This window comes from Rhizobium sp. N731 (assembly GCF_001664145.1).
GTDB lineage: Bacteria > Pseudomonadota > Alphaproteobacteria > Rhizobiales > Rhizobiaceae > Rhizobium > Rhizobium esperanzae.
Genome location: NZ_CP013601.1, coordinates 705,925 through 725,598, shown reverse-complemented (window position 1 = coordinate 725,598; position 19,674 = coordinate 705,925). Strand labels below are relative to the sequence as shown.

The following is a 19,674-nucleotide window of genomic DNA, read 5'->3' as shown; positions in this document are numbered from 1 at the left end:
CCTCATCGCCCGATGTAGATCGAACTGAAGGCCTGGCCGAACTGGCTGATCAGCGCCGCAATCGAGATGTAAAGCAGGAAGAGCCCCCCCATCAGGAGATAGGGCGTGGAAATGAAATAGACCGGGATCTGCGGCGCCAGCTTGTTGATGAAGCCGATCGAGACGTTAAAGATCATGCCGTAGATCAGAAAGGGGCTCGACAGCCGCAGCATGATGTAGGTCGTCTGCTCGAGCGTGTCGGTGAAGGAAATCAGCGTCGCGCGCATCTGCGTCAATCCGCCGAAGGGCATGGTCGTGTAGGAATCGATCAGCGCGCGGAAGACGATGTGATGGAAATCCATGATGAAGAGAATCATGATGCCGGCAAAGGTGATGAAGGCGGAAAGGCTGGTCTCGGGCGTGTCTTCGATGACATCGGCCGAACCCGGTTGGGTATAACCGACCATCATGGCGAGGATCGTCGCGGCGAATTGCATGCCGAGCGTATAGAGCCTGGCCAGCATGCCGTACATCACGCCGATCAGTGATTCGCTGAAGATCAGGCCGATATAGGTTCCTGATCCTGTGTGGACGGCGGGATAAACAGTGTCCCAGAGCAGCGGCATGACGGCGATCGACAGCGCGAGAGCAATGAAGACGCGCAGCTGCTCGGGCACGCGCGCCGAGGAAAAACCCGGAAGAACCAGCACACAGCCGCCGATCCGGCAGAAAACCAGAAACAGCGCAAGAACCGTCCCTTGCGGGTCTGTTATCATGAAATCGAGCCCAAAATCTTTATCTCGATGCCCTTGGCCAATTCGACATGCGATAGGACCGGGAGCGTGGCGAACAGCCGTTCGATGATCATGCGCACATAGGACCGTGTTTCCGGCGACGTGACAAGGGCGAATGGCAGGCCGCGGTCCATGAACTCACGGATAACTTTGCTGGCCTGCTCGCTGAACTCCTCCAGGCTGCGCGGATCGATGTCGAATTCGATCACCTCGCCCTTGGCATCGCGCTTCAGCGCCTGGTGGAAGGCGAGATCCCACTTGCTGCCGAGCCTGAGCACACGCAGGACCCCATTGTCGGCGAGATCGCCGCAGAGCTGCTGGGCCATGCGGATGCGGACATGCTCGACGATCTGCTCGGTCTTCCTGACATGCGGGGCGAGCTCGGCCACCGCTTCGAGGATGAGATGCAGGTTACGGATCGACACGCGCTCGGCAAGCAGGAGCTTGAGCACCGCCTGGAGGCCGGAATAGGACATGTGCGACGAGCAGATCTCGTCGGCGAGCTTCTTGTATTCCGGGTCGAGGCGATCGATCAGCACCTTGACGTCCTTATAGGACAGAAGCTGCGGCAGGTTGTTGCGGATGACCTCGCTCATGTGGGTCAGCACCACCGAGACGTTGTCGATCGGCTGGAAACCCTCACGTTTCAGATCGTCGGCGAAGTTTTCGAGGATCGAGACCGCCGGCATGCCGAAAGCGGGTTCGCGGATTTCATCACCCGGAATGCTGGGCTTGCGACCGGCGCCGGTGACGACCAGGACTTCCCCGACACGCAGCAGATTGGATGCGACCGTCGTGCCGTGGATGCGGATCTGATAGGATTTCTCGGCGATGGCGATGTCGTCCGTGACCTTGATTTCCGGCACGACGAAACCGTATTGGGTGGCGAACTTCTTGCGCATCTTGCCGACGCGGAACGCCAGTTCCTGGTGAGCGCCGAGCAGGCGGGTCGAGACCATCTTGCCGAGCGCGAGCTCGATTTCGGAGGTGCGGAGCACCGACTTGACCGAATCCTTCTCCAGCTCCTTGCTCTGGACGACCTTCTTTTCCTCCTGTTCGCGGCGAAGCCTGTTTTCGGCCTCGACCTGCCGCGGAATGAACCAGGCGCCGAAGGCGAGAAGACCGCCGAGGACGGTGAAGGGAATGGTCGGCAGGCCCGGCATCAGGCCGAGAACGAACATCAAGACGGCCGAGACGGAGAGCGCGCGGGGATAGCCGCTCAGCTGGTTGACGACAGCCTGGTCGGTGGAGCCGGTCGTACCGCCGCGTGACACGAGAAGGCCGGCCGCGAGCGAAACGATGAGGGCCGGCATCTGCGAGACGAGGCCGTCGCCGACGGAGAGCTTGACGAAGACGTCGGCCGCTTCGCCGATCGGCATGCCGTGGCGGAAATAGCCGATGATGATGCCGCCGAAGACGTTGATCGCGGTGATGATGAGACCGGCGACGGCATCGCCGCGCACGAATTTCGACGCACCGTCCATCGCGCCGAAGAAGGAACTTTCCTCCTCGAGCTCCTTGCGCCGGCGCTGGGCTTCCTTTTCGTCGATAATGCCGGCCGAGAGATCGGCATCGATCGACATCTGCTTGCCGGGGATGGCGTCCAGGGTGAAACGCGCGCCGACTTCGGCGATACGCGTGGCACCCTTGGTGATGACGATGAAGTTGATGGTGATGAGGATCAGGAAGACGATCAGCCCGATGACAAAGTCGCCGGACATGACGAGACTGGCGAAACCGGCAATGACGCCGCCGGCCGCATCGTGGCCTTCATTGCCGTGGGACAGGATGACGCGGGTCGTCGCGATGTTGAGCGCCAACCGTGTCATCGTCGCGATCAGCAGAATGGTCGGAAAGGACGAGAAATCGAGCGGCTTCTGGATCCATAGCGCGACCATCAGGATCAGCACCGAGAAGGCGATGGAGAAGGCCAGCCCCATATCGATCAGGAACGGCGGGATCGGCAGGAAGAGAATGCAGATGATGCCGATGATGCCGAGGGCAAAACCGATATCGCGCAGGCTCGGGGCGACTTTCGGAAGGGGGAGTGCAGGTGGTTGCGCCATGACGATTCCGTCTCTTCATGAGAGGAGGCGGACATGGGTCCGCCCAATTCGGATCGAGAATTAAATGGCGAAGCTTGCGCGAAGGTGGCTGAGAAGCGGTTCAGCTTTTCGTGGAGGCGTAGAACCGCTGCGCAGTTTTGCGGGAACTGCTCTAGAAGCCGGACTGGATGCGCGAAAAGACCAGATTGGTGAAAATGGAGATCTGCGAGCCGACGAAGGGGGCAGTGATTCCCACCACGACGAGCACCGCGACGATCTTCGGCACGAAGGTCAGTGTCGCTTCCTGCACCTGGGTCAGCGCCTGGATCAAGGCAATGACGAGACCCACCACCATCGCGGCGAGAACCGCCGGACCGGAGGCAATCAGGACCGTCCAGATTGCGGCCTGGAACAGATCCAATGCGTCAGCTTCATTCATCTGAAGGCAACCTCATATCGCCTCGAAGCAGCCCCGCCATAACAGGGCTGCGATTGATCTGGTTTGTCGGGCGCGCTGGCAGCCCCTTGCGTCAGGAGCTACTGCTCGGCGCCTCGTCGGCAACAGTGATTCCCGCCTGCACGAGTATCTTATCGCCATCCGTGGTCGTCGCAATGATGCCGTCGGAATAAACTTTGACGGAATCGATGACGCCTTTGACGGTGCCGTCGGCGCTTTCCATATATTTGCCGACATAGCTGCTGGCCTGGGTCAGGCTCGAGCTTGCCAGAAGCGTATCCAGCTTGGTGTTGGTCTGGATCGTCTGCTCGACCTGCGAGAAGGTCGCAAGCTGAGCGACCTGCTCGCTTGCATCCATCGGATCGGTCGGATCCTGGTTCTTCATCTGCGCGATGAGCAGCTGAAGGAAATTGTCGTAGTTCAGCGTCGCCTTGCTCTGAGACGAGCTCGTCGAGGTCGAACTCGTCACGCTTGACGTTGCGTCTACCGCCATGGTGCGATCTCCCTGCGAATCTGCTCGACCATCGTTGGCGGCAGTTCGTGATTGTTGAGGATATTGTCTTCGATCGCGTAAAGACCGCGGATCGCCTTCAAGGCATCGAAGGCGCGGCCGGTCGACACAAGCGCGTCGATCCGCTTCAGCTCAGCGAGGATCTCTTCGTTCTTGAAGCAGGTGAGCAGCATGGTGATCGACTTGCGGAACATCGCCGTCGAGTGGTCCTTGCCCTCGGGATTGATGAGGATCATCTGCGCGATGAAATAGAGCTGGCGCAGGGGCGTCGTTGCGCCTTCCGGCTGGAGGACGTGATTCTCGAGAAGGAACGTCACATCGTTCAGGAATTCCAGCGCGACCTTGCGGTCGACACGCAGGACGGCGCCGTTGATGAAGATTCTTTCTCCGGCTTTCAGAGAAATTCGAAGTGTACTTTTCATTTAAGTCCATCCCTGATGATGGTGGTAACGTCGATGATGCCCTGGTAGTTATTAGACAGCCGTTTTCTGATCCTGTCGCATTCCTTCAATATCCAGATCGCAATCGAGATGAGGTTGGCCCTGAGCTGGATGTCCAGCTGGTTTTCCGGATGTTTCAGATCCTCGATAAAGCTGATCCACACCCGGCGCGTATAAAACAGGGCTTCGATGGCTTCCCGACCGTATTTTTCCTTGTCGCGCGCCAACGCCAGCAGTTCTATGGACCGGTCAAGAACCTGCCATTCCCGCTCTTTCGCGTCGGCCACCGAGTCCTGCATGACTTCGGCATACGAGAACTGATACATTCATGCATCCTTCTTTATATTGCGCGCCTTTGCTCATCAAAGGTAGTTCACGAGACTCAACTGCTGGATCTTCGAGACGATCGTGTAAGCGGTTTCAAGCTGCGTTTCCAAAGTCTTGACGAGAGTCGAGGCTTCGTACGGGTCGACGCCCTGAAGATCGACCAGCTTATTCTTGATAATGTTCGACTGGGCATCGAGAGCGTCGTTGGACTTCTTGACGCGCTCCTGGGAGAGGCCGAGCTGGCTTGCCTGTGTCACCAGACCGCTTGTGGCCTTGGCCGTGTAGCTGATGGCCTGCTTGGACACCGTCGTCATTGCATCGGTGCTGAGGTCCTGCCCGAGCAGCGCGGTGGTCATGACCGAGGCAAGCGCCATATAACGCATGCCTTCGGAATTGGCATTGGTCGAGGATTCGATCACTTCCGAGTTGCTGATGCGGCTCGTCATGTTCTGGCTCGATGCCTGCGACCAGCCGGTCGTCGTGTTGGTCCAGTTCGCTTCGCTGAACATCGGCTCGACCGTCGACGTGATGAAGGTCTCCATTTCATCGCCGGTGAGGTCGCTGACGCCCTTGCCGAGGCCGGTCGCATAAGTGTTCAGCGCAGTCACGATGGCGGCGCTCGTAGCGGTCGTCTTGTCGGTGAGCGGCTGGACGTCGGTATTAATGCCGGAAAACAGATATTCCCCGTTCACCATGGTGTTGGCCGTGTCCATCATGGTCGAAAGTGCGCTGGTCGCCGACTGAATGGCGACGGTGATACTGCCCGGGTCGTGGCTGCCCTGCAGCGCCGTCAGCTTCGAAACGAGGCCGTCGCCGACGTCCTTCATCTTGGAAAGGCCGAGCTGCGAGGATTCCATGCGTGCGCTGACAAGCGAATTGCTTGATTTGATCGAGTCTATCCTGTCGGTCTCGCGGGTGAAATCCACGCTTCTGGCCGCATTGCCACCGAGCGAGACGCCGATATCCGCATAGACTCCCGTCGTCGCTTCCATCGTCGCCTTCGTCATCTGGTTCTGCGCCTGACGGATCGTCAACCGCATCGCATTCTGAATGGCCGAACTTGAAATAAATGAGCTCTTCATGGCTTAACTCGCGATATCCAGCAATGACTTCAACATTTCGTCTACGGCGTTCAGAATCTTGGTCGCCGCTTTGTAGGACTGCTCGATATCGAGGAGCAGCGTCAGCTCCTCGTCGAGATTGACGCCGGTCTCATTGGAATAGGCTTCGTCGGAGCGGGACAGTGCCGCCGAGGTGTTTTCGGCCGCCGTCGTTGCGTTGCTGCGGTACTGCTCGAGCCAGCCGAGGGAATTCGTGGCATATTCCATGATGCTGACGTTGGAATCGATGCCCGTTGTGGCGTCGAAACCGACCGTGGTTCCCGTTGGGTCGAAATCCATGTCGGATGTCAGCGCCGTATAGAGGCGATCGAGTTCGTCCGTATAACCGCTGACACCTGACGTGTTCTTGACGACGCCGGTGACGTTGATGCCGCCATCGCGCAGGCGCATCGGGTCGCCGCCCTGCGAGGTGATCACACGGGTGCTGACTGTGATGGTCGACGCCATGCCGGCAACCGCGGTCGTGCCGGTATCGACCGTGCCGCCGCTCCAGGTGAAGAGGCCGGGCACATAGGCCGGGGTGCCCGACGTGTTGTCTTCCTTGAAGAGCGAGACCAGGCCGCGGGCGATTTCGTCGAGCTGCTTCTGAAAATTGGGAGCGATCTCGTCGCGGACCTGCAGGAGCGATTGAAGGCTCCCCTGCCCGGTCGTCGTCGATCCGCTGCCACGCGGAAGCGCGACGCCGTCGACATAGACCGAATTGCCGACCGTTGTGGCGGTATAGACATCCTGGGACTTGAACGTCACCTTGCGCGGGATCGTCTCGAAGAGGATCGTCCCGTCAGACGTGCTCAGCACCATGTCGTTATTGTCGCGCGTCGTCGCGCTGACGCCGACAATCTGCGAAATCTGCTTCAGGACTTTCTCGCGTTCATCGAGGGCGCCGGATGCATCCGCACCTGTGGCTGTCGCGGTCTTGACCGCATTGTTGGCCTTTTCGAACTCGCTGAGAAGCGTATTCAGCGTATCGACCGCGGTGGCGATTTCCTTGTCGGCGTTGGCGCGAACATCCTGGACGGATTGCGAGGCATTGTTTAGCGAGTTGGCGACGTCCTGGGCGGCGGTGATAGCCCCCTGGGCGGCGACGGTGCTGCCCGGCGAGGTTCTGAAAGCCTGCAGTTTCTGCTGGAAAACGCCGAGATAGGTGGAGGGCGACGTTTCGTAGTCGTTGCCGCCCATGATCGATTTGAGATCTTCAAGGCCGCTCAGCAGGGTCTGCTGAGCGCTGTCCTGAGAGGACGACTTCAGATACTGGCGCAGCAGGGCGTCTTCCTGAGCCCGATCGATCTTGACGACCTGCGCGCCGTTCAGGGACGTGGTAAGCATTGCCTGCCGGCGCACGTAGTCCTTGTTGCCGGCGTTCGAGATATTGTTCGATACGACGCTGCTCTGAGTGCCGGTATTGTTGAATATGCTCTGCGCGGTATTAAGTGCGGACGTGAGCGACATGGCTTACCCGTTACCTTACTTATCTCTTGAGGTTGACGAGGACGTCCATGATGTCGGACCCCGTCTGGAACACTTTCGAATTGGCGGTGTAGCTGCGCTGCGCTTCGATCATCTCGGTCAGTTCGCCGGCAAGATCGACGTTCGAGCCTTCGAGAGCGCCCGACTTGATCGTGCCGAGGCCGTTGGTCTGCGGGAAGCCGGTGACGGTGACGCCCGACTGGCCGTTGGCGCTGTAGACGTTGCCACTCATCAGCGTCAACTTGTCCGGACTTGCGACATTGGCGAGCGGAATGCGATAGAGCGGCTTGGTGCTGCCGTCTTCATACTTGGCGTAGACGATGCCATCGCCGTCGATGGTGACGTCCTTGACCGGGCTTGCTGCCTGACCGTTCGGCGTACCGGTGCCGGCAAAGGCGGCGCCGAGCTGGGTGAAGCCCGAGAGATCCATGTCGATTGACAGGCCAGTCACCGGATCGGCGATCGTAACGGCACCCGTCGAGTTGGTGACCTTGCCGGTGGAGTCAAAGTCGAGCGTGGTCAAGCCGACGGTGCCGCCGGACGTGGTGTAGGGGAAGGAGGTCGTGCCGCCAGTCGCCGCATCGGCGTTGCGGAAGATCGCAACCTCCCAGGTGCTGGCGGTACCGGTCGCCGGCGGCGGCGTGATAACCGAGGTCTTGGTGAAGTAGAAGTCGTACATCACCTTGTTGCCGAGAGTGTCGTAGGCAACCATCGAGAACTTCTTGGTATCGGTTGTCGGGGTGCCGGTAGCGCCGTTGTCGCTCGGAAGCGTCGCAGGAGCGACCGGAGCAACGTTAGCGTTGGAATCGAGGTTGCCCTCGAAGACGCCCGAGGTCGAAGCGATGGCGGTCAACCCTTTCTGATTGACGTTAACAGGAACGAGACCATCGAAGCCGTTGACGACGACGGCAGGAGCGCCGGAGTCATAGGAATAGCCCATCAGCTGGAAGCCGGCAGCGTTGACGAGATTGCCTTCATCGTCCTTCTGGAAGTCGCCGGCGCGGGTCAGGACCGGCGTGCCGTCGGCACCTTGGACGATGAAGAAGCCGTCGCCCGAGATCGCAAGATCGGTGGTCGACGTGGTGTAGGAAATATCACCTTGTTCGGAGACGGCCTGGCGCACGGAGGTCTGAACGCCGCCGGAATTGTAGTTGCCGCCCGAGGAGGGAAGAACCAACGAGGAGAAGCTCGTCGATACGGCCTTGTAACCGGTCGTGTTCACGTTGGCGATGTTGTCGGAGACGGTGCTGAGGCGGTTTGCCTGCGCGTTCATGCCCGACACTGCCGTCTTCATGCTGCCGAAAATGCTCATCTGAAAACCTCGTTTTACCTGTTAAAGTCGAGAGTATTTGTCGGGCCTTGCGTGAAGCTGTCTGTCATGGCGAGCAGCAGGGCCAATATCGAGGTTCAGCCGGGCGCTGCCACCCGGCCGGAAAAATCAGGCCCAGTCGATGCAGTAGCCGAGGAAGCGCTTGGAATCGACCGGATCGACGCCGAGCTTCTTGCGCAGCTTCTTGCGCAGCTTCGAGATGTGGCTTTCGACGACGTTCTCCTCGACCTCCTCATCGAAGATGCCGTAAATGGCGTTGAAGATCTGGGTCTTGGTGACCCGGCGACCGCGGTTGGCGATCAAATATTCGAGGATGCGGCGCTCGCGCCGGGGAAGCGCAAAGACCTCGCCGTTGATCTCGGGGTCACGGCCATCCGAGAAGACGCGGATGCCACCGATATCGGTGTAGTTGGCGATCGCCTTCAGCCGGCGCCGGATCGCGGCCGCTCTGGCGAGAATTTCGCGCGGATGGACCGGTTTGCGCACTACGTCGTCGACGCCGCAATCGAACAGCGCAAGGGTGTTTTCGAGCGAGGGCTGGTCGCTGACCGCGATCACCGGCGCCATCGAGCGGTCCCGGATCGCCCGGGGCAGTTCGAAGCTGCGCTGGCCCTGCCCGATCAGGAAGGCCTCGACCGCCGCAATATCCGAATCCGCGGCGGTCTGCACCCACTCGCCGAATTCCGATGGATCAAAGCCGGTGGAGGGAATGCCCTCCCGGCCAAACAGGGATGTGTATCCGTCTTTTACGAGCTCACGCTCATCAACCACTACGATCATTCGTCCGCCTCCGAATCAGTGTGGCACTTCGATGATCTATGGGTACGAATCGCACGAATCGGCGACAACTCGTTAAAGTGAATGGCGGAAATTAATAATTGATTAAGGTCTGCGTGGCGATTTGATCTACATGTAGTGGCTGCGCCTGAATATCCACACAAAAGTTTCGTGGAAAAGTTAACGAGCAGTTAAATGTGACTTGCACACCGATTTGGCGCCGGATTCCTGCCACATTATGACACAGTTTCGTCATAATTCGGCACTTCCCTCTTTGGTTGAATTAATTTTGGCAGAAGTTACTCGCATTGGGAGTCCACTTGCCATAACCGGTGGCCACCAAATTGGCGATGACGCGGCAGACATATTGCTTCTGCGCCGGGTTGTTGTTCGGCCCTGCATGGTATCTCGCTACCGCCATCGTCCACGTCTCATGACGGTCATGCAGGTTGCGAAGAAACTTCGCCGCATATTCGACGTTGCGATGCGGATCGAACATATCTTCGGCGGAGGCGAAATTCTCGCCGTGATAATAATGATTGATCTGCATGCAGCCGATGTCGATGAGCTTCGCCCCGCTTCTGCGGGCGACATCGAACTGCCTCATCGCATCCTCTTCCGAAGGCGGAAAAATCGCCCTGCCTTCGACGTTCATGGCAAACGGATAGAGTGAGCCCTTGCGACCGGTCTCCGTCAGACCGACCGAATAAAGGATGCCTTCCGGGATACCGTATTTGACCGCAGCCGACTGGATTTCGCGTTCGCAGGCACCGGTGGAAGCGGCCCCCTCAGAGGTAAACGCCGCCAGCGCCGCTGCTGCGAGCACCGCCAGCAGAGACGTCTTCGATACCGGTCTCGCCTGCGCCATTGAAGCCTCCATCCATCCGCTGCGCCATCTGATTGTGGCGCTCGCGCGCCTCGCCGCCCTGCCCTTGCTGAGGGAGCGACTGCTGCTGGGAGGCCTGCCCCTGGCTGCCGGCCTGGTTGCCGGCGTCGGCTCGCTCGACAGGGGCCATGCTGATGGTGACGTTGTCGACCGCATAGCCCTGGCTGCGAAGCGCTTCGAGAATCTTGCCGTGATCTTCCTTCAGCTGCCGGTAGGCGGCGCCGGTTTCGACCTTGAGGTCGACGTTCAGAGCGTCGCCGGCCAGGCGCATGGTCGCCGTCACCAGGCCGAGATCGATCGGGTTCATCTGGATCTTCAGCGTATTGACCACCTTGCCGGTGCTCGTCCATTCCGCCGCGTTGGAGAGCGCCGAACTCGGCTGCATGGCGCGCGCCCATTCGGAATCACCGGCGAGAGCGGCGGTGACCACAGCGGAATTGGTATTCTGCGCCAGGCCGATATAGCGGCGCGATTCGAGGACCGAGACGTTCTCGAGATCGGTCTTCTTCGCACCGTCCTTGGACCCGGCCTGTTCCGCGCCGAGGTGAACGTCCATCGACACGCCGCGGCCATCGGCGCGGCTGATCCGGAACGTCCGGCCGTCGGCGGCTTCGGTGGTCTCGGTGCCGGGAACCTTGATATCATCAGCCTTGACGCTTTCGACATTGCCGCTGACGACCGCCAGGGCGTCGGATGCGTGCCCGCTCGTTTTGGCGTCGATACCAGTGGCAGTCTTCTCGGCAGATCCGGCCTCGCCGGTCTTGGTGACGGCTTGATGGGCGGCTGCGGCGGCCGGCAAAGCGACCGTGCCATCGGCGGGCTCCTGCTTCAGCAGGCCGAGCACATCGGAAACGCCGCCGTCCTCGGCCTCACCATCCGAATCCGCATCTGTTTTCGAGATGTCCGTCTTGACGCGCTTGACGCCCTTGGCCGCCTGCGCGGCCTCGTCGGCGGACTGATCCTTGGCATCGGGCTTGCCGACGCCGGCCGGCAATTTGAGCCCATCCTTCGCAGGCTTTGCGGCGACCTTTTCGACATTGGCGACCGTTTCCGGCTGCACCTCGGCCTGTGCCTGCAGCGCGGCGTTGCCGAGATCGATCAGCGGTTTGGCGCTGCTGCGGCTGCGGATCGTCCGCGCCACTTTCGCTGTATCGCCATCGGCGACACCCTGATCCGGCTGTGCATCGTCGGGCGCGTCGTCGCCGGCGCTGCCGCCTGTTTTGGCAAGCACATCGGAGAAGCCGCCCTGCTGACCGGCGGGATCGCCCTTTCCAGCCTTAGCGGATTTCGCGGCCGCAGCCGCCTCCGCACCAGAGGCTCCGCCCGAGACGCTCAGATCCATCATTGTTCGTTGCCTTCCTGCGCCAGAAGACCATCGATCTCGTCGAGCTTGGATCGGCTGGTCGTCACAAATGCGTTGAATGAGGAGTCGGTATCCTGGCTCTGGCCAGTCGATGCCACACCTCCCGGAACAGGCTCGGGAGGCGCGCCTGGCGTCCCCGGTTGCGTGGCTATCGCCGCAGCCTTTTCAGAAGTGATTTCTTGATGAGAAGTGTTAGGATTCGATGCTTGCGTCAAGCTTGCCGGATCCGGCGCACGCAGGATCTGCTCGGCAACGGACCGCGCCGCGGCCTGCAGCGCCTGATCCCGCGGCGAAAGCGTTTCGCCGTCGATGCCGCTGACATTCTTCGCCGCCTGGTCGATATCGTCCGTGGGAAGGCCGGCCATGCCGCCATAAAAATCCGCGAGCGGGCCGAAGGCATTGTCGGTGCCCGCGCCAAGCAACTGCACATGTTCGACCGCCATGCGCGCCAGCTCCGGCTTGCCCGCTATCGCGGCGGCGCGGGCGATGCGCAGATAGACCTCGCGCTGGCGCGGGGCATCCATGAAGGAGAGGATATCGACGACATCCTGCGGTTTCACGTCGTGATCATGGGCGACGACAAGCTTGACGAAAAGATCGGCGAACTGGCTGGCATAGGGCGAATGCAGGAAGCGTCTGGCATAACGCTGCGAATAGGCGAGTCCCTTGTCGAGCATTCCCTTGTCGACGCAGATGGCGAGGGAACGGCGCAAGGCCGCCTCCTCGACGATCGTGCCCGGCGCGGCAAGACGTGCCTGGTCGTAGAGATCAAGCGCATCTGTCGGTTTCGTGGCGATCATCACGTTGCCGCCGATCAGCGCCAGATATGGACCGATCTTCTTGTCGCGATATTCCCTGGCGGTTTCCTCCAGTGTCTTGGCGACGAGCAGCCCCTTGCCGGTCAGATATTTGCGCAGCACATCGGTGACGCGATTGTCGAAATAGCCGTTGACGTCATGGGCGATCAGATATTCGAGCGTCTGTGGATTGCCGCCGCTCATCGTATAGATCAGCGCCGCATCGACATTGCGGTCGTCATCGAAGATCTTTGTGTCGGCCGTCCGCAGCCGCTCGTCGATGGTGCCCAGCATGAAGCGCTGCATTTCGCCGGCCGAATGATCGCCGGCGACGACGGAATCCTGCACGAACTGCAGCGACCGCAGCATCTTGTACGGCGCAAGATCGTCCGGATCCTGCGCTTTGCCCGCGGCAGGCGAAAGCATCGCCAGGCCCAGGGCCATAAATCCGACGTAGCGATGCTGCCGACGCGCCATCCGACTATCCCTATTCCGCCTGCACCAGGATCTCGATCCGTCGGTTGGCCGCGTTGAACGGGTCGGTGGGGAGCTTCAGCCGACGATCGGCGAAACCGGAGACCTGAGAGACGCGCGTCTCGTCCAACCCGCCGCGCACGAGCATGTAATAGGCGCTCTGGGCGCGATCCATCGAAAGCCGCCAGTTCTCGTTCTGCCCACCCTTGTATTGGCGCCCGTCCGTGTGGCCGCGGATGGCGACCGCGCCCCCCCTCTCCTTCAGGATCGTCCCGATCTTTTCCATGGCGAGCACCATCCCCTGGCGCGGAACAGCCGAACCGATATTGAACATCGAATCGTCGTTCTGGTCGGAGATGCTGACCAGCAGGCCACCTTCGGCTGCCGTCACTGTCAGGCCTTCGGCGAGCTTGCCGGCAACACCGCCGATCTGTTGCGCGATCTGCGCCTGAAGCTGTTCAGCTTCCTTCTGCTGCTGCTCGGCCCCAGCTGCGCTCTTGTCGGCTTCCTTCTGATGCTCGGCATCCTTCCGCGCTTCCGGCTTCTTCTCCTCGGGCGCTTTGCCATTCGTCGCCTTGCCGTCGTTGGCCTCGGCGGCGCCGGTCGTTTCCCTGGTCTCCTTGGCTTCTTTGGCGGGGGCTTCCTTAGCGGGCTTCTGATCGGTCGCCAAAGGCACCGGCTTCATATCCTCGGCCTTGGCGATCTCCGTCGTCTCGCTCTCGGTCGCCTGCTGTTCGCTCTTGCCGGGCGGCAGGGGTTTTCCGGCCGTTGTCACCTCGACCTGCTTTGTCCAGAAATCCGGATCGAAGGGATCGCGATAGGCTTGCCCGCCATCGGCGCCGGTGGCAGGGCCGGAATCGGCGGCGCCGCCATCGCCCTTGGCGCTGACATTGGCCTGCTGGCCGACCTCCTGGGCGATCTCGGCGAGAACCGAATAGGGATTCTCGAAGAAATCGGCCTCGGAATAATTGGTCTGGTCGCCTGAGGTCGATGTCTGGTCGTCACCATCGGCGGCCGACTTGCCCTCGGTCGGATTATCTTCCTTCTGTTTCGACTTTTCTTTCTTCTCCTCGCCTTCGGCATGGTCGACAGGCTTCTTCAGGCCTTTCTCGGTCGGCTTTTCGTCGGCGAGCTTGATCGGATTGAAATAGGTCGCGACCGCGGCCTTGGTCTCCTCGTTGGCGGCGTTGACCAGCCACATGACCAGGAAGAATGCCATCATCGCCGTCATGAAGTCGGCATAGGCAATTTTCCACGCACCGCCATGGGCACCATCGTGATCACCGCCGCCATGCCGCTTGACGATAATGATCTCGTTTCTGCCGTGGTGATGGTTTTCGCCGTCGCTCATTCGAGAACTTTCTTCAAGCTGGCCGCCCAGGCGGACATACGGGTGACGATGACGGATTCACCGATTTCGACGGCTAGATCGACATCGTCGGCCTCGATGTGCCGAACCGCCGCGGCATGTTCGCCGAGCTCGGCTTTCAATATGCCGAAGAGGCTGATCGGCCCCCTGACGACGATCGGTCCGGCCGCGCCTTCGAGAATCGCTTCACGCAGCAAAGCGGCGAGACTTTCGGCAGCCTTGGCCGCAAGCGCTTCCGTCATGACGGGCGCAATGGCCGTGGCTGCGCCGGCGCTGACCAGCTGAGCGACTTCTTCGGCGATATCGAGGACGCGGGATGCAATGACCGCCGCCGCCTCCACTTCGTAGCGAATCTTCAGTTCCTCGAGCGCGCGCGCATGGGCCTCTGCCAGAGCGCGCGCCTCACTTTCGTATCTCTCGGTCAAATCAGCGGTCGCCGCGGCATGGCCTTGCGCATAGGCCTCGCGCCGCTCCGCCTCGATGTCGACCGGTGGTTCGCTCGGTGTCTCCGGAAAAACATCTCCGGCCAAATCGTCGATATCGATGATCGGCGCTGACGGCTTCGGTTCGCCGAAGTCCTTCAAATACCGAGAAAGCGAAATGCTCATAGAAACCATCCAGCGTCCGGGAGACGTGCGACATGCCCGCCCCCGTTCAAAATGACCTTGCGCGCGACATGTCCTTCGCAGCGAACAAGGGCTTGACCTTGCGCCGGCACGATTTTCGGACGATGCCTTCATGCCGGAAACTAGGAAGTCAAACTTGCGCGAGGATGAATGGCGCCGCCGCCATCGGTGATCGCGCTCAGCTCTACTCCAGCAGAATGAGGATCTTGCTTGCAGCCGTGTTGAGGATCGAGATCGCTTCGACGGCCATCTGCTTTTGGGTTTCAATCGCCTTCTGGCGGATCGAAGCCTCATCCATATCGGTATCGACGAGCGCGCCGACGCTCTTGTCGATCGAATCCGACAGATCGGCCGCGTAGTCGATCTGATCGTCGATACGCGTCTTCATAACACCGATGGAGGCGGCCGTCGTCGTCAGCGAGGAGAACAGCGCGTCGGTCACATCGAGCATATCGACAAGCTGGGCGTCGGTAGTGTTCTCGTCGATCGCGATCTCGCTGCCAGTCGCCGGCGTGGTCGAACCGGCGTCCAGCAGGTAATAGTTCCGCGGTCCGGTGCCGCTGTTGTTGATCGCCTGGGCATCAATCGCCTTGGTGAACAGGCCACCGCTCGCATTGTTCTTGTCGATGAGGATGGTCTGCGACGAAGGGAAGTCGATCGTCTGGGCCTGGTATTCGCCCGTCGAGGCCCGCACGAAGCCGGAAATGACCGACCATGTCGGCGGCGCGGCCTTGTCACTGTTGAGCAACCAGTTCTCGCCTGCAAACGACGTCGATTCGACGACGCTCTTCAGCTGCTCCTTATATTCGCTGATCTCGGCATTGATCTTGTCCTTGTCGGTGCCGGGCTCTCTTGCCGCAACCAGCTTGGCGCGGATCTGGCTGACGAGATCGATCGCCGAATTCATCGCCGTGTAGGTCGCATCCACCTTGGCAGCGCCGAGACCGAGCGCATCGCCGATCGTGCCGAGATTGGTGCTGTCCGAGCGCATGACGGTGGCGACCGACCAGTAGGAGGCATCGTCTGCCGCCGTCTCGATCCGATAGCCCGAAGAAACTTGCTGCTGGGTCTGACTGGCTTCTTTGTTGATGCTGCGCAGCACCGCAAGTGCATTCACCGCGGCCGCGCTGGTAATCTTAACGGTCATCGACAGGTCTCGGAATAAGATGAAAAGGGCAGGCCGGATTGCCGGCGGCGACAAAAGTGGCCTCATGCCTCCGGCGAAATTTTCACCGGCGCGTCGCAAAAGCAAATCAACTCAAGACGACGTTAACTCGATATCAACTTGTTGGGCAAGAGCGGCGGCTCGAGTGCGACACGCGGATTGACTCGCAAGTCAAGCTATTGATATGAAACCAAGAACCGCGCCGTTTCGGGCGCGGTCCGGAAGGTTTCCTGCTTGCGGCCGAACGGCGGCGCAAGATTCGGGCCAGCTTCAGCGGCTGATTTAGCTGCGGAACAGCGTCAGGATGTTCTGGGCGCTGGAGTTGGCGATCGACAGCGACTGGATCGCCAGCTGCTGCTGGGTTTGCAACGCCGTCAGCTTGCTCGATTCCTCTTCCATGTCAGCATCGACGAGGCGGCCGACGCCCGAGTCGATCGAATCGCTGAGCGCTCCGACGAAGTTTTCCTGCAATTCGATACGGGTGGAAATCGAACCGAGCTGCGAGGCAGCCTTGGTCATTGCTTCAAGGCCGGCCTCAATTGACGTCAGCGCCATGGAGATCTCCGCCGAACCGAAGGTGCTGATGTCCATAGAGTAGATCGAACCGATCGTGCCGTAGGACGTGCCGATGATGCCGGAGGTCGTCTCGATCGAACCAACCGAGTTCATGCCAAAGAGAACGTTGCCCACAGATGTCGTGTCCAGGACGTAGTCCGTCGTCTTGACCGAAACATTGCCGTTGCCATCGCGGACGAAAGTGGAAACGACGCTCTTGGTGCCATCAGCGCCGGCCACCCAGTTTTCGCCGGAGAAAGACGCCGATTGCGCAATGCTCAGGAGCTGCTGCTGCAGTTGGCCGATTTCTTCCTGGACCTTGGTCTTGTCCACACCCTTTTCCGTCGCGGCGACGATCTTCGCCTTGATCTCGCTGATCACGTCGATGGCGCTGTCCATGGCGGAGTAAGCCGTATCGACCTTTGCGGCGCCGAGGCCGAGAGCGTCGGAAACGGCGGAGAGAGCCTTGTTATCCGAGCGCATGGTGGTTGCGATCGACCAGTAAGCGGCGTTGTCGGACGCCTTTTCGACGCGGTAACCCGATGATACGCGGTTCTGCGTGCCTTCCAGACTATCGTTGATTCCGCGGAGAGTCTGAAGAGCGGCCATGGCCGCAACGTTCGTCAAAATGCTGGTCATGAAATGATTGCCCCTCGTTGGCAAATGGGAAAAAGGGACATTCCGGAATGTTACCGGGAACGGGGATCAGCCTCATGCCTGTTAACCGCTTCTTCAATTTGGTTAACTCGCCGTCTCGTTGGCCTGAGAAGACAGCATTATGGTTAATCAACAGTTAACGAAAACAAAAAAGCCGCGCTCCATCGAAGCGCGGCTCGATTCCGAGATGCCCGCCGGAGGCCGGCGGGCCGATGTTTTCGGCTGACTATTAGCCGCGGAACAGCGTGAGAATGGTCTGCGAAGAGGAGTTCGCGATCGACAGCGACTGGACGGCCAGCTGCTGCTGGGTCTGCAAGGCGCTGAGCTTGGAGGATTCTTCTTCCATGTCGGCGTCGACGAGACGGCCGACACCTGAGTCGATCGAGTCGCTGAGCGCGGAGACGAAGTTTTCCTGCAGTTCGATGCGCTTGGAGATCGAGCCGAGCGCGGCGCCGGCGCTGGTCATGGCCTTCAGAGCCGATTCGACGTTGGTCAGCGCGTTCTGGATATCACCGAGGGTGAAGTTGGTGATGTCCATCGCGTAGACGGAACCGACCGTACCGTTCGAGGTGCCGAGGATACCCGTGGAGGTTTCAACCGCGCCGTTGCTCATGCCGAACAGAACGTTGCCCAGCGAACCGCTCGAGAGAACGTAGTCGGTCATCACCACCGAAACAGCGTTGGAGCCGTCGCGGACGAAGGAGGCGACGACGTTCTTGGTGCCGTCGGCGCCGGCAACCCAGTTTTCACCGGAGAAGGAAGCCGACTGAGCGATGCTCAGGAGCTGCTGCTGCAGCTGACCGATTTCTTCCTGGACCTTTGACTTGTCGACGCCGTTTTCAGTCGCGGCAACGAGCTTGGCCTTGATGTCGCCGACCACGTCGATGGCGCTGTCCATGGCGGAATAAGCGGTGTCGACCTTGGCGGCGCCGAGGCCGAGGGCGTCGGAAACAGCGGACAGAGCCTTGTTGTCCGAACGCATCGTGGTAGCGATCGACCAGTAGGCAGCGTTGTCGGCAGCCTTGCCGACGCGATAACCGGACGACACGTGCGACTGCGTTGTCTGGAGACCCTGATTGATGCCGCGGAGAGTCTGGAGAGCTGCCATTGCAGCGTTATTGGTATTGATGCTCGTCATAGTTTGCTTGCCCCTTGTTGGCAGATTTTAAGAAGGGACATTCCGGATTTTCGACCGGCCCACAGCGATCAGCATCATGCCTGTTAACCATCTCTGTTAGGGTTAACTCGCCGTTTCGATGGGCCTAGAAAACAGCAAGATGGTTAAGGAAAGCTAAATCGAAATTGAAAATAACGTAAAAATATCTGACACTTAGAAAGATTTTCATTAACCTTATATTAAAACATTTCGCGGCCGGGAATGACCCGGCCGCGAAACTTGGAAGCCTGTAATGACCGGTCTTAGCGGAACAGCGACAGGATGTTCTGCGAAGAGGAGTTCGCGATCGACAGCGACTGGATCGCCAGCTGCTGCTGGGTCTGCAAGGCGCTGAGCTTGGAGGATTCTTCTTCCATGTCGGCGTCGACGAGACGGCCGACACCGGAGTCGATCGAGTCGCTGAGCGCGTTGACGAAGTCGTCCTGGTTGTCGATGCGCTTGGAGAGCGAGCCGAGAGCAGCGCCGGCGCTGGTCATCGCCTTCAGAGCCGTTTCAACGTTGGTCAGAGCCGTCTGGATCTGGCCGGAGGTGAAGTTGGTGATGTCCATCGAGTAGATCGAGCCGACCGTACCAGTCGAAGTACCGAGGATACCCGTGGAGGTTTCGACGATGCCGCCGCTCATGCCGAACAGGACGTTGCCTGTGGTGCTGCTATCCAGAGCGTAGTCGGTCGTGGTAACCGAAACAGCGTTGGAGCCGTCACGGACGAAGGACGAAACGACGCTCACGGTACCCGTAGCCCCGGCAACCCAGTTTTCGCCGTTGAAGGAAGCCGACTGAGCGATGCTCAGGAGCTGCTGCTGCAGCTGACCGATTTCTTCCTGGACCTTGGCTTTGTCGACGCCGTTTTCAGTCGCGGCGACCAGTTTGGCCTTGATGTCGCCGACGACGTCGATGGCGCTGTCCATTGCGGTGTAAGCGGTATCGACCTTGGCAGCACCCATGCCGAGTGCGTCGGAAACGGCGGAGAGAGCCTTGTTGTCCGAACGCATGGTCGTTGCGATCGACCAGTAAGCAGCGTTGTCGGAGGCCTTTTCAACGCGGTAACCGGATGAAACGTGGTTCTGCGTCTGGTTGAGGCCCTTGTTCACGCTGCGCAGCGTCTGAAGAGCGGCCTGTGCGGAAGAATTCGTGTTAATGCTTGTCATAAATCTGTCCCCTGGAAACTAGATACAAAAAGGAGGACATACCGGACTGTAATACCGGCGATGACGGACCAGCTTCATGCTACTCGGCGCCTGCTTGTTTGGCCCAAACCCGTCATGTCCAGGGCAATCTCGCAGCCAATGCTTGCCAACTTCTTAAAGATGAGGGTCCCGCGCCTGCTCCTCGAACCGCATAGTTAATGCCCCCTCAC

General features: G+C 59.9%; 19 protein-coding genes. All 19 read right to left on the bottom strand.

The window, feature by feature from the left end:
- Nucleotides 1–2 precede the first annotated feature (2 nt).
- Nucleotides 3–755 carry a flagellar biosynthetic protein FliR gene (fliR, locus tag AMK02_RS03605; RefSeq protein ID WP_064800701.1) on the bottom strand — a complete coding sequence of 251 codons (753 nt, stop codon included), beginning with the start codon at nucleotides 753–755 and terminating at the stop codon, nucleotides 3–5.
- Entirely contained in the window at nucleotides 752–2,839 is a 2,088-nt protein-coding gene (gene flhA, locus AMK02_RS03600; protein WP_064800700.1) for a flagellar biosynthesis protein FlhA, read from the bottom strand. The genes fliR and flhA overlap by 4 nt, the downstream gene beginning before the upstream one ends.
- Nucleotides 2,840–2,990: 151 nt before the next feature.
- Nucleotides 2,991–3,257 (bottom strand): flagellar biosynthesis protein FliQ, encoded by a 267-nt coding sequence (gene fliQ, locus AMK02_RS03595; protein ID WP_011424049.1) that lies wholly within the window; start codon nucleotides 3,255–3,257, stop codon nucleotides 2,991–2,993.
- Between the two features lie 91 nt (nucleotides 3,258–3,348).
- Entirely contained in the window at nucleotides 3,349–3,768 is a 420-nt protein-coding gene (flgD, locus tag AMK02_RS03590) for a flagellar hook assembly protein FlgD (protein WP_064800699.1), read from the bottom strand.
- Nucleotides 3,759–4,208 (bottom strand): flagellar biosynthesis repressor FlbT, encoded by a 450-nt coding sequence (gene flbT, locus AMK02_RS03585; RefSeq protein ID WP_012482697.1) that lies wholly within the window; start codon nucleotides 4,206–4,208, stop codon nucleotides 3,759–3,761. The genes flgD and flbT overlap by 10 nt, the downstream gene beginning before the upstream one ends.
- Complete coding sequence (gene flaF, locus AMK02_RS03580; protein WP_064800698.1) at nucleotides 4,205–4,552, bottom strand: flagellar biosynthesis regulator FlaF; 348 nt, start codon at nucleotides 4,550–4,552, stop codon at nucleotides 4,205–4,207. The genes flbT and flaF overlap by 4 nt, the downstream gene beginning before the upstream one ends.
- A gap of 36 nt (nucleotides 4,553–4,588) precedes the next feature.
- The gene (locus AMK02_RS03575; RefSeq protein ID WP_064800697.1) at nucleotides 4,589–5,635 is read right to left on the bottom strand and encodes a flagellar hook-associated family protein; all 1,047 of its coding nucleotides are present in this window, start codon (nucleotides 5,633–5,635) and stop codon (nucleotides 4,589–4,591) included.
- 3 nt (nucleotides 5,636–5,638) lie between these two features.
- Nucleotides 5,639–7,123: a flagellar hook-associated protein FlgK gene (gene flgK, locus AMK02_RS03570; RefSeq protein ID WP_064800696.1), complete on the bottom strand. Its 1,485-nt coding sequence runs from the start codon at nucleotides 7,121–7,123 to the stop codon at nucleotides 5,639–5,641.
- A gap of 19 nt (nucleotides 7,124–7,142) precedes the next feature.
- Nucleotides 7,143–8,453 carry a flagellar hook protein FlgE gene (locus AMK02_RS03565; RefSeq protein ID WP_064800695.1) on the bottom strand — a complete coding sequence of 437 codons (1,311 nt, stop codon included), beginning with the start codon at nucleotides 8,451–8,453 and terminating at the stop codon, nucleotides 7,143–7,145.
- A gap of 126 nt (nucleotides 8,454–8,579) precedes the next feature.
- On the bottom strand, nucleotides 8,580–9,251 hold the full coding sequence (gene rem, locus AMK02_RS03560; RefSeq protein ID WP_064709879.1) for a transcriptional activator Rem: 672 nt from the start codon (nucleotides 9,249–9,251) through the stop codon (nucleotides 8,580–8,582).
- Between the two features lie 280 nt (nucleotides 9,252–9,531).
- Entirely contained in the window at nucleotides 9,532–10,116 is a 585-nt protein-coding gene (locus AMK02_RS03555; RefSeq protein ID WP_064800694.1) for a lytic transglycosylase domain-containing protein, read from the bottom strand.
- Complete coding sequence (gene fliK / locus AMK02_RS03550) at nucleotides 10,037–11,479, bottom strand: flagellar hook-length control protein FliK (protein ID WP_064800693.1); 1,443 nt, start codon at nucleotides 11,477–11,479, stop codon at nucleotides 10,037–10,039. Before fliK ends, AMK02_RS03555 begins: the two co-directional genes overlap by 80 nt.
- Nucleotides 11,476–12,771 (bottom strand): chemotaxis protein MotC, encoded by a 1,296-nt coding sequence (gene motC, locus AMK02_RS03545; protein ID WP_064800692.1) that lies wholly within the window; start codon nucleotides 12,769–12,771, stop codon nucleotides 11,476–11,478. Before motC ends, fliK begins: the two co-directional genes overlap by 4 nt.
- Nucleotides 12,772–12,781: 10 nt before the next feature.
- The gene (locus tag AMK02_RS03540; RefSeq protein ID WP_064800691.1) at nucleotides 12,782–14,119 is read right to left on the bottom strand and encodes a MotB family protein; all 1,338 of its coding nucleotides are present in this window, start codon (nucleotides 14,117–14,119) and stop codon (nucleotides 12,782–12,784) included.
- Nucleotides 14,116–14,745: a hypothetical protein gene (locus tag AMK02_RS03535; RefSeq protein WP_064800690.1), complete on the bottom strand. Its 630-nt coding sequence runs from the start codon at nucleotides 14,743–14,745 to the stop codon at nucleotides 14,116–14,118. The genes AMK02_RS03540 and AMK02_RS03535 overlap by 4 nt, the downstream gene beginning before the upstream one ends.
- 202 nt (nucleotides 14,746–14,947) lie before the next feature.
- On the bottom strand, nucleotides 14,948–15,910 hold the full coding sequence (locus tag AMK02_RS03530) for a flagellin N-terminal helical domain-containing protein (protein ID WP_064805905.1): 963 nt from the start codon (nucleotides 15,908–15,910) through the stop codon (nucleotides 14,948–14,950).
- A gap of 300 nt (nucleotides 15,911–16,210) precedes the next feature.
- Complete coding sequence (locus tag AMK02_RS03525; RefSeq protein WP_064800689.1) at nucleotides 16,211–17,122, bottom strand: flagellin N-terminal helical domain-containing protein; 912 nt, start codon at nucleotides 17,120–17,122, stop codon at nucleotides 16,211–16,213.
- A gap of 247 nt (nucleotides 17,123–17,369) precedes the next feature.
- Nucleotides 17,370–18,278 carry a flagellin N-terminal helical domain-containing protein gene (locus AMK02_RS03520; protein ID WP_064800688.1) on the bottom strand — a complete coding sequence of 303 codons (909 nt, stop codon included), beginning with the start codon at nucleotides 18,276–18,278 and terminating at the stop codon, nucleotides 17,370–17,372.
- 281 nt (nucleotides 18,279–18,559) lie between these two features.
- Entirely contained in the window at nucleotides 18,560–19,465 is a 906-nt protein-coding gene (locus tag AMK02_RS03515; protein ID WP_064800687.1) for a flagellin N-terminal helical domain-containing protein, read from the bottom strand.
- Between the last annotated feature and the right edge of the window lie 209 nt (nucleotides 19,466–19,674).